Origin of the sequence: Mesorhizobium sp. M1E.F.Ca.ET.041.01.1.1, assembly GCF_003997355.1 — a bacterium.
Classification (GTDB): domain Bacteria; phylum Pseudomonadota; class Alphaproteobacteria; order Rhizobiales; family Rhizobiaceae; genus Mesorhizobium.
Map to the genome: position 1 here is coordinate 1 of NZ_RZSL01000206.1, position 9588 is coordinate 9588.

At 64.4% G+C, this 9588-nt stretch carries 10 protein-coding genes; 8 read left to right on the forward strand and 2 right to left on the reverse strand.

Going from position 1 to position 9588, the window contains the following annotated elements; genetic code table 11:
• The 8 genes from EOA38_RS17960 to EOA38_RS17995 form a co-directional block, all read left to right on the forward strand.
• Nucleotides 1–765, forward strand: a 765-nt coding sequence (locus EOA38_RS17960) for an ABC transporter permease (protein ID WP_145965988.1), incomplete at its 5' end; no start/stop codon positions are given.
• Entirely contained in the window at nucleotides 765–1553 is a 789-nt protein-coding gene (locus EOA38_RS17965) for an ABC transporter permease (RefSeq protein ID WP_127299848.1), read from the forward strand. The genes EOA38_RS17960 and EOA38_RS17965, both read left to right, overlap by 1 nt.
• Nucleotides 1553–2620, forward strand: coding sequence for an ABC transporter ATP-binding protein (locus EOA38_RS17970; protein ID WP_127299849.1), 1068 nt, complete (start codon nucleotides 1553–1555; stop codon nucleotides 2618–2620). Before EOA38_RS17965 ends, EOA38_RS17970 begins: the two co-directional genes overlap by 1 nt.
• Nucleotides 2621–2706: 86 nt before the next feature.
• Nucleotides 2707–3795, forward strand: a complete 1089-nt coding sequence (locus EOA38_RS17975) for a Gfo/Idh/MocA family oxidoreductase (RefSeq protein ID WP_126092970.1) — start codon at nucleotides 2707–2709, stop codon at nucleotides 3793–3795.
• A gap of 51 nt (nucleotides 3796–3846) precedes the next feature.
• Nucleotides 3847–4761: a sugar phosphate isomerase/epimerase gene (locus EOA38_RS17980; RefSeq protein ID WP_126092971.1), complete on the forward strand. Its 915-nt coding sequence runs from the start codon at nucleotides 3847–3849 to the stop codon at nucleotides 4759–4761.
• A 17-nt stretch (nucleotides 4762–4778) separates the two neighbouring features.
• A complete protein-coding gene (locus EOA38_RS17985) occupies nucleotides 4779–5876 on the forward strand; it encodes a fatty acid desaturase family protein (RefSeq protein WP_189349974.1) in 1098 nt (365 codons plus the stop codon).
• A gap of 28 nt (nucleotides 5877–5904) precedes the next feature.
• A complete protein-coding gene (locus EOA38_RS17990; RefSeq protein WP_126092973.1) occupies nucleotides 5905–6219 on the forward strand; it encodes a MocE family 2Fe-2S type ferredoxin in 315 nt (104 codons plus the stop codon).
• A gap of 32 nt (nucleotides 6220–6251) precedes the next feature.
• Nucleotides 6252–7055 (forward strand): 3-methyl-2-oxobutanoate hydroxymethyltransferase, encoded by an 804-nt coding sequence (locus tag EOA38_RS17995; RefSeq protein ID WP_126092974.1) that lies wholly within the window; start codon nucleotides 6252–6254, stop codon nucleotides 7053–7055.
• Between the two features lie 25 nt (nucleotides 7056–7080).
• Here the strand turns inward: EOA38_RS17995 and hutH are convergent, their stop codons facing one another.
• Both hutH and EOA38_RS18005 read right to left on the reverse strand, forming a co-directional pair.
• Nucleotides 7081–8562 carry a histidine ammonia-lyase gene (gene hutH / locus EOA38_RS18000; protein ID WP_127299850.1) on the reverse strand — a complete coding sequence of 494 codons (1482 nt, stop codon included), beginning with the start codon at nucleotides 8560–8562 and terminating at the stop codon, nucleotides 7081–7083.
• Nucleotides 8559–9560 carry an ornithine cyclodeaminase family protein gene (locus EOA38_RS18005; protein WP_126092976.1) on the reverse strand — a complete coding sequence of 334 codons (1002 nt, stop codon included), beginning with the start codon at nucleotides 9558–9560 and terminating at the stop codon, nucleotides 8559–8561. Before EOA38_RS18005 ends, hutH begins: the two co-directional genes overlap by 4 nt.
• Between the last annotated feature and the right edge of the window lie 28 nt (nucleotides 9561–9588).

Below are 9588 nucleotides of genomic sequence, written 5' to 3' on the forward strand. Positions count from 1 at the left end.
TCGGTCATGAAGGAGAAGAACATCATGGCCGACCTGCCGCTGGCCGGGAAGGAATGGGCGTTCACGCTCGGCAACTACGCGACCTTCTTCTCGCAAAGCCTCTACTCGACACTGCTGTTCGCCTCCTTGCGGCTCGGGCTCGAGGTGACGCTGTGGTGCGTCGTCATCGGCTATCCGGCGGCCTATGTGCTGGCCAAGGTGCTGAAAGGGCGCAGCCGCGAGGCGATCTTCCTGCTCGTCATCCTGCCCTTCTGGTCGAACGGCCTGGTGCGCATTTTCTCCTGGGCGATGGTGCTGCGCGAGGGCGGCATCCTCGACACAGCGCTCAACGCCGTGCTGCCGTTCAAGATCAACATCGACCTGATGTATTCCTATCCAGCCGTCATCATCGGCCTGGTGCACTCCTATGTGCCCTATATGGTGCTGACCTGCTACCTGACGCTGCAGGCGATCGACGACTCGCTGATCGAGGCCGGGCGTTCGCTCGGCGCCTCGCGGCGGCAGGTGCTGTGGCGGGTGATCATCCCGCTGTCGATGCCTGGTTTGATCGCAGGCGCGGCGCTGATCTTCGTGCCGGTCGTCGGCTCCTTCATGGAGCCGCGCATCCTCGGCGGGCGCACCGGCACCTTCTACGGGACAATCATCGAGGACCAGTTCGTCGCCGTCTTCAACTGGCCGCTCGGCGCTGCGCTGTCCTTCATCCTGCTCGCGGTGGTGCTGATCATCCTGGCGCTGGCGGCGCCGATCTTGCGGAGAGCCGGCTGATGGCGACGACGCGCATGCTCGAATGGCTCGGGCGCTTCTACATCGTGCTGCTGCTCGCTTTCCTCTACCTGCCGATCATCATCATGGCGCTGATGTCATTCAACGCCTCGCCCTTCTACCAATTGCCCCTCGAATGGACGACGGACTGGTATGCCTCGCTCCAGCAGAACGACCAGCTGATCGCGGCGACCTGGAACAGCATCGAGATCGCGGTCATCACCACCATCATCTCGACGGTGCTGGGGTCGATGGCTTCGCTGGCGCTTTATCGCTACGAGTTCCGCGGCAAGAAATTCCTGCAGGCGCTGCTCTTTCCGCCGATCGCCATTCCCTGGCTGATCACCGGCACGGCGATGCTGATCTTCTTCTTCGGCATCGGCATCGGCCGCGGGCTCATCGCCATCCTACTCGGCCATGTCGCGCTGGCGCTGCCTTATGTGATCGTCGTCGTGTCGGCCCGGCTGCAGACCTTCGCGCCTGAGCTCGAGGAAGCGGCGCGCTCGCTCGGCGCCAACCAGTGGCAGGTGACGAACCGCGTCACGCTGCCCTGGATCATGCCCGGCGTCATCGCCGGCGGGCTGTTCGCTTTCGCCGTTTCGTTCGACCAGTTCGTGGTCTCGTATTTCCTGTCGACACCCGGCCAGACGACGCTGCCGGTCGAAATCTATGCCGCGATCCGCAAAGGCTTCACGCCCGAGATCAATGCGGTCTCGACGATCATCATTGTCGTGTCGATGGCGCTGATGCTGCTTACGGCGCGCTTCTTCAAGTTCGGCGGAGAGAAGTAATGGCAGGCGTCCAGGTCGCGAACGTCTCCCGCAGTTTTGGCGCGCACAAGGCGCTGGACAATGTCTCGATCGACTTTCCGGACGGCGGCTTCTATGCGTTGCTCGGGCCTTCAGGCAGCGGCAAGACCACGCTGCTGCGCCAGATCGCCGGCTTCGACTTTCCGGATGCCGGGCGCATTGCCATCGGCGGCGAAAGCGTCGAGCGCGTGCCGGTCGAGAAGCGGCGCATCGGCATGGTGTTCCAGAACTACGCGCTGTTTCCCAACATGAGCGTCGCCGACAATGTCGCCTTCGGCCTGTCGGTGCGCGGTGAGCCCAAGGCGACGATCGCCACTGAGGTGCAGCGCGCGCTCGACCTCGTCAAGCTCGGCAAGCTCGGCGGCCGCCGTCCGCACCAGCTTTCCGGCGGCCAGCGCCAGCGCGTGGCGTTGGCGCGGGCCATCGTCACCAAGCCGCGCGTGCTGTTGCTGGACGAGCCGCTCGGCGCGCTCGACAAGGCGCTGCGCGTCGACATGCAGATCGAGTTGAAGCGCATCCAGCGCGAGATCGGCATCACCACCATCTTCGTCACCCACGACCAGGAGGAGGCGCTGACGATGAGCGACCGCATCGGCATCCTGCGCGACGGCAGGCTGGTGCAGGAGGGGCCGCCGGAGGAGATCTACGACAGGCCGCAAAGCGAGTTCGCCGCGACCTTCCTCGGCGATGCCAACATCTTTCGCGGCGCCGCGACCCGCACCGGGATCCGGCTGCCGGACGGCACAGCTATCGCTGCTGCCTCGGGTCCTTCGCTGGCGGCCGGAGCCAAGGCAAGTTGTGCCGTGCGGCCGGAGCGCATCCAGATTTCGACTGGCGCAGCGAGGCTCGATATTGGCAATGCCAACACGCTCAAGGGGCGGGTTTCCAAACGTATCTTCGCCGGCAACAACAGCACCTATTTCGTCGACCGCGATGGCCAGACGCTCAAGGTGATCGTTCAGAACACCGGAGCCGAGCGCCTCGCCGAAGGCGAGCCCGTGATGCTCAGCTGGTCGCCGGAAAGCACCGTGCTGATCGCAGCGAGCTGACGAGTGGTGCTGATGGGAAATGATGGCGCCGGCCTTGGCTGACCACCAGACCATGGCGTTATATCCAGTTCTCGACGGAGGAATGGATGGCGAGCATGGGTTTCGAGCCGGACGTGAAGGTCCGAGTCAAGGACTACCGGATCGGCTGCGTCGGCGCCGGCATGATCATGGCCGAATGCCATCTCGCCGCCTACGCGCAAGCCGGCTTCCCGGTGGTGGCGATCGCCTCGCGCACAAAGGCGAATGCCGAGAAGGTCGCCGCCCGCTGGGGAATTTCGACCGTCCACGACACGCCGGAGCAATTGATCGGGGACAGCCGTGTCGAGATCGTCGACCTTGCCTTCCCGCCCGATCAGCAGCCAGCGCTGATCCGTCGCGCGTTGAAGCAGCCGCACGTCAAGGCGATCCTGGCGCAAAAACCGCTGGCGCTCTCGGTCGCGGAAGCGGTGAAGCTGCGCGACGAAGCGGCGGCCGCCGGCAAGATCCTCTCGGTCAACCAGAACATGCGCTACGACCAGTCGATGCGTGTGCTGAAGCAGATCATCGACAGCGGCGCGCTGGGCGAGATCGTCTTCGCTGAGATCGACATGCATGCGATCCCGCACTGGCAGACGTTCCTGGCCGGCTATGACCGGCTGACGCTCGCCAATATGAGCGTGCACCACCTCGACGTGCTGCGCTTCCTGTTCGGCGATCCGGATGAGATCACCACGCTGACGCGCAAGGACCCACGCACCAAGTTCCAGCATTCCGACGGCATCACGGTGTCGACGCTCCGCTTTCCCTCCGGCGTATTTGCCGTCTCGCTGGAGGATGTCTGGTCCGGCCCGCGCCAGGAAGGCTACCAGGACGATCAGCACATCGCCTGGCGCGTCGACGGCACCAAGGGCGTCGCCAAGGGCACGATCGGCTGGCCGAAGGGCGTCGCCTCGACACTAACCTATGCCTCGACCGAGACGACAGGCGGGGTATGGGTCACGCCAAGCTGGGACACGATGTGGTTCCCGCATGCCTTCATCGGCGTGATGGAACAGCTCCAATACGCGCTGAAGGCCGGCACGCCGCCGGCGCTGTCTGTCGCCGACAACGTCAAGACGATGGCCTTGGTCGAGGCCGGCTACAGGTCGATAGCCGAGGGTCGCACCGTCAAGCTGTCCGAAATCCGCATCGACTGAGGCAGCCGAAAGACACGACGACAGAATCGCTTACCGGGAGGACTTCACCTCATGATGCAGGCAGGTATCTTCACAGGCTATTTCCCCTATGAGCTTGAGGAGGTCGCGAAGCGCATCCGCGCGCTGGGTTTCAACACGGTGCAGCTCGACTTGCATTTCAAGGATATCGACCTCGCGGCCGGGCAGATCACCAGGGACAAGGCAAGGAAGGTGCGCGACACGTTCCGCGACCACAATCTGCCGGTCTGCTGCGTGTCCGGCTACACCAACATCATCCATCCGGACAAAGCCGAGCGCGAAAGACGGCTCGCCTATCTGAAGGAGATCATCCGCAACGCGCGTGAATTCGGCAGCGCTTACGTGATCTCGGAGACCGGCACCTACAACACCGAGTCCGACTGGGTGCATGATCCGAGGAACAAGACCGAGGAAGGGTTCGAGGAGTGCCGCAAGGTGATCTCCGATCTTGCCCAGACAGCCTATGACCATGGCGCGGTGTTTTTGCTCGAAACCTATGTCAACAATGTCGTCGGTTCGGTCGAGGAGACGGTCAGAATGTTCGCGCAGGTCGACCATCCCGGCCTCGGGCTATTGATGGACCCGACCAACTATTTCGAGGCGCACAATATCGACCGCATGGACCAGGTGCTGAACCAGGTGTTCGACACGCTGACCGACAAGATCAAAATCGCGCATGCCAAGGATGTGAAGCGCTCAGGGACCGACAAGACCGAGAAGCATGCCGACATCGGTGACGCGGACGCGCATGAGGGGCTGACGTTCCGGGGCGTCGGCGAGATCGAATTGCCGGCGCCGGGCCTCGGTGCCCTCAACTATGATCTCTATCTCAAGCGGCTCAGCGAAAAGCACCCGAACATCCCGGTCATCATCGAGCATCTCTCAGAGGACGACGTGCCGCGCGCCAAAAAATTCCTCGACGGGAAATTCCGCGCCAACGGACTTTGACGCCCGGGGAGGTGATGATGACCAGGACCGCCAGCGCGAAGCGCGACTACAGCCTTGTCGGCGAAAGCACTCGGCACGCGATCGAGACCGGACTCGCCTCGGCTGAGTGGTACCACACGGACGTGCCGCGCAAGGTGATGAAGGAGTTGATGCAGCGCTCCGACGGGCCGGCGATCCGCGACACCATCATCTGGATTGCCGCGATCCTGGGTTCGGCTGGCGGCATCGTCTGGTTCTGGGGCACGTGGTGGGTCGTGCCGTTCCTGTTCGTCTATGGCGTGCTCTACGGCTCGTCGAGCGACTCGCGCTGGCACGAATGCGGCCACGGCACCGCTTTCCGCACGCGCTGGATGAACGACGTCGTCTACCACATCGCCTCGTTCATGCTGATGCGCAATCCGGTGCAGTGGCGCTGGAGCCATGCCCGCCACCACACCGACACCATCATCGTCGGCCGCGACGCCGAGATCGCCGTGATGCGCCCGCCGGACCTCATCAAGGCGGCGCTGGCCTTCACCGGCATCCTCGACTTCCGCTATTCGCTGCCGACGCTCGTGCGCCAGGCCTTCGGCAAATTGTCGGATGACGAGAAGAGCTACATCCCGGAGATGGAGCAGCATAAGGCGGTGGTAGCGGCGCGCTGGCATATGGTCGTGTATGCCGCGACGATCGCTGCCGCGATCGCGCTTAAATCATGGATACCGCTGGTGCTGATCGGCCTGCCACGGCTCTACGGCACCTGGCACATGGTGATGACCGGGCTTTTGCAGCATATCGGGCTGGCCGACAACGTCGTCGACCACCGGCTCAACTCGCGCACCGTCCACATGAACCCGGTCAGCCGGTTCATCTACTGGAACATGAACTACCATGTCGAGCACCACATGTTCCCGATGGTGCCCTATCACGCGCTGCCGAAGCTCCACGAACTGATCAAGCACGACCTGCCGAAACCGAACCCGTCGATGTGGCACGCCTATCGCGAGGTCTGGCCGGTGCTGCTCAGGCAGCTCAAATATGAGGATTACTACCTCAAGCGCGAATTGCCGCCTACGGCCAGGCCCTATCGCGGCGAGTTCCACGAGGTCGATATGGCGACGGCCGCCGCCAAATAGGTGGCGCGTTGCAGCTCGGAGAAAGACGATGGCGGTGTGGGTTGAAGCATGCGCGGTGGACGACGTGGATGAGGAGGACGTGATCCGCTTCGACCATGGCGGCCGCACCTTCGCGATCTACCGCTCGCCTGACGACGAGTTCTTCGCCACCGACGGCTTCTGCACGCATGAAAAGGCGCATCTGGCCGACGGGCTGGTGATGGACGACATTATCGAGTGCCCCAAGCACAATGGCCGCTTCAACTACAAGACCGGCCAGGCCAAGGGCGCGCCGGTCTGCGTCAACCTCAGGACCTATCCGGTGAAGATCGAGGCCGACAAGGTGATGATCAATATCGATTGAAAGCCGCCAGACAGAAAAGACAGGATATACCGATGAGCCGAAAGAGACCGACCGTCGCCGACCTGCGCGCCATGAAGGGCAAGCGGCAATTGACCATGCTGCGCGTGCTGACGCTCGACGAGGCCGAAGCCGCCGAGCGCGCCGGCATCGACATCGTCTCGGTGCCGCCCGAACTGGTGCTCAATCCACAGTACCGCGACGCCGCCCCCAGCCTCTTCACGATGCCGGGCGACAATTTCTACGAGATCGGCACGGCGGACGATTTCCTGCGCTGGGCCTTCCGCCTCTACAAGGCAGGCGCCGACGCGGTCTATTGCAGCGCCGGCTACGCCACGATCAAGCGCATGGCCGACGACGCAATCCCCGTCATCGGACATGTCGGCCTCATTCCTTCCCGCGCAACCTGGACCGGCGGCTTCAGGGCCGTCGGCAAGACCGCCGATACCGCCATGCAGGTGTTCGATGCGGTGAAGCAACTCGAGGCCGCCGGCGCGATCGGCGCCGAGATCGAAGTCGTGCCGGTCGAGGTGGCGAAGACGATCTCCGAGCGCACCTCGCTGATCATGCTGTCGATGGGCGCCGGTACTGGCTGTGACGCGCAGTACCTGTTTGCAGAAGACATTCTCGGCACCAATCGCGGTCACATGCCTCGCCACTCGAAGGTCTACCGCAACTTCGCCGCCGAATACGATCGGCTGCAGCAGGAACGCATCGCGGCGTTTTCCGAATATGTAGCCGACGTCAACAGCGGCGCCTATCCGGAAGACAGGCATATCGTGCATATGGATCCCGGCGAGCTCACCCTTTTCATGAAGAAGATGGACGGAAAGGCTTGAGCGGGCGGCGTTTGGCCTGCTGTCGCTAGGCTTGCCAACTCCCATCGGCGAGCGCGGCATGGAGCGCGTCGGCGTTAGGTCCGAGCGGCCGGTCTTCCTTGAGCGTCGGCACATGCGCGCGCACAGCCGCGTGGATCACGCCGGTGGCCGGCGCCAGTGTCAGCCCTTCGCGCAGGTCGACCGCCTGCGCCGCCGCCATCAGTTCGAGGGCGATCAGGCGCCGCCACAGCGCGATCATCTCGGCGCATTTGGCGACGGCAAGCGGCGTTTGGGTGGTGTGGTCCTCCACGCCCTCGGATACGGGCAGGAAGTCGAGCATCACAGGATTGGCCTTGTGGCGGATGCCGGCCAGGATCGCCGTCACCGTCTTCTGCAGCGGCACGAAGCCGGCGGAGGCGCCGCCGACCGGCGACAGATATTTCGGCAGGCCGTGGCGGGTCGAGCCGGGGAGCTGGATAAAGCGGGCAGCGGATGCCGCCGCGCATTGGGCGATCGCGAGGCCGAGCGTCTCGAATGCCAGCGCCAGCGATGCGGTGTGGAAATTGCCGGTCGACAAAACCTGAGCGTCATCAACGAGCACCAGCGGGTTGTCGGCGGCGGCATTGAGCTCGATCTCGACGGCGAGCCGCGCATGGTCGATCGCCTGGATCAGCGCGCCATGGATCGAGGGCATGCAGCGGATCGACAGCGGATCCTGAATGGTGGTCGGCACGGGTGCGTCCTCGCGGGCGAGCAGCTCGCGCAGCGCCTTTGCCGCGACCTGCTGGCAGGCGCCCGGCCGTGCCTGGTGCAGACGAGGATCGAGGATGGTGCGGTTGGCGCCCAACGCCTCCATAGTCAGCGCGCCGGCCTGCTGCTGCTGTTCGAGCGCCGACAAAGCGTCGACGAGAGCCAGAGCGCCGACGCCGGTGGAGACCGCGGAAGCGTTGATCAGCGAGAGGCCGTCCTTCGGCGCCAGGCTGACCGGGACAAGGCGCGCCATCATCAATGCCTTGGCTGACGGCATGCGCCGGCTTTGGTAGTCGGCATCGCCTTCTCCGATCAGCGTATGGGCAATCGCCGTCATCAGCACCAGGTCGCCGGCGCCGATCGAGCCGAGCGAGGGCATCACCGGATGGACGCCTGCGTTGAGCAGGTCGACAAGCGCGGTGAAGACAGGCGGCGACAGGCCGGAGCCGCCGGCCGATAGCATGGCGACGCGGGCGAACATTGCCGCGCGCACCAGTTGGGCCGGCAATGCGGTCCCCACCGCTGCGGCGCGGCCGTCGAGAAGCTGGCGCTGGAACGCGCCGGCATCACCTTCGACTGTCGCGCCGAGATTGGCCCCCAAGCCGGTGTTCAGCCCGTAGATCTGCTGGCCGCCGGCGGCGGCCTCATCGAGCACCTTGCGCGCCTTGCCCAGTCTTTCGATGACCGCAGGCGTGACCTCGACCTTTCCTGTATTGCGCGCAACGGCGGCCACATCCTCGATGCTGACGCCGGCGCCGGTGAGAACGAGCGGGGTCATGCGAAGCGCAGCCTCTGGCCGATGCCTTGTTCCGCGGCCTTGGACAGCATCGCCTTGCCGAGCGCGATATCGGAAAGCGAGAGGCCGCGATGCCAGAACAGGATCGTCTCGCCGTCGCTTTGGCGTCCGGCTTTCAGGCCGGCGGCGATCTGGCCGAGCTCGGCATGCAGCGTCGCCTCGCTCAGCCGCCCCGTCTCGACATGAGCGCGCAGCGAGCCGAACTTACCACCTTTGCACTGACCCCAGTCGTCGACGACGATCTTTTGCATGATCTCGGTGAGCGACAGCTCCACGGCACTCATAGTGCCGTAGGGCACGACCAGCGCGCCGCGCTTGATCCATTCGGTCTTGAGCAATGGTTGCGGTTCCGGCAGCCGCGAGGCCTCGACGACGATGTCCGCGCCTTCGACGCAGCTCTTCCAGTCGGCCACGGCCATGACCGGCTTGCCGAGGTCGGCGGCCAGTTTCGCGGCGAAAGCGTCTCGGCTTTCCGGCCGGCGCGAATGGACGCGGATCTCGTCGAAGTCGAAGAGGTGGTCGAGCAGGCGCACGTTCCAGTAGGCGGTGCCGCGCGCGCCGATATGGCCGAGCACCTTTGATGACTTCTTCGCCAGGTGCCTGGCGCCGATGGCGGTGACGGCGCCGGTGCGCATGTCGGTGATGACGGTGGCGTCGAGGATGGCGCGCGGCGTGCCGGTGCGCGGATCGAAGAGGTTGAGGATGCCGAATTCGGACGGCAGGCCGTGCAGATAGTTGTCGACATAGTCACCGACGATCTTCACGCCGGCCGCGTCGAGCGGTGCCACATAGCCGCGAAGCACGTTGAAGTGGCCGTGGAAGGACGGATCCGGCTCGAGATGGACGCGCGGCTCGATCACCGTCTGGCCGTTGCCCTGGGCGACGAGCCCGGCTTCGACGGCGCCGATGATCTCGGCATCGCTCATGGCAAGAGCTTCGATGTCGAGAGCGTTGAGATAGTCGATATAGATGGGCTTCATGCATTTCCCTCGGCCGGCCCGCGCTCAT

Coding starts and splice junctions, on each gene's coding strand:
- EOA38_RS17965 (WP_127299848.1), top strand. CDS start 765: ATGGCGACGACGCGCATGCTCGAATGGCTCGGGCGCTTCTACATCGTG.
- EOA38_RS17970 (WP_127299849.1), top strand. CDS start 1,553: ATGGCAGGCGTCCAGGTCGCGAACGTCTCCCGCAGTTTTGGCGCGCAC.
- EOA38_RS17975 (WP_126092970.1), top strand. CDS start 2,707: ATGGCGAGCATGGGTTTCGAGCCGGACGTGAAGGTCCGAGTCAAGGAC.
- EOA38_RS17980 (WP_126092971.1), top strand. CDS start 3,847: ATGATGCAGGCAGGTATCTTCACAGGCTATTTCCCCTATGAGCTTGAG.
- EOA38_RS17985 (WP_189349974.1), top strand. CDS start 4,779: ATGACCAGGACCGCCAGCGCGAAGCGCGACTACAGCCTTGTCGGCGAA.
- EOA38_RS17990 (WP_126092973.1), top strand. CDS start 5,905: ATGGCGGTGTGGGTTGAAGCATGCGCGGTGGACGACGTGGATGAGGAG.
- EOA38_RS17995 (WP_126092974.1), top strand. CDS start 6,252: ATGAGCCGAAAGAGACCGACCGTCGCCGACCTGCGCGCCATGAAGGGC.
- hutH (WP_127299850.1), bottom strand. CDS start 8,562: ATGACCCCGCTCGTTCTCACCGGCGCCGGCGTCAGCATCGAGGATGTG.
- EOA38_RS18005 (WP_126092976.1), bottom strand. CDS start 9,560: ATGAAGCCCATCTATATCGACTATCTCAACGCTCTCGACATCGAAGCT.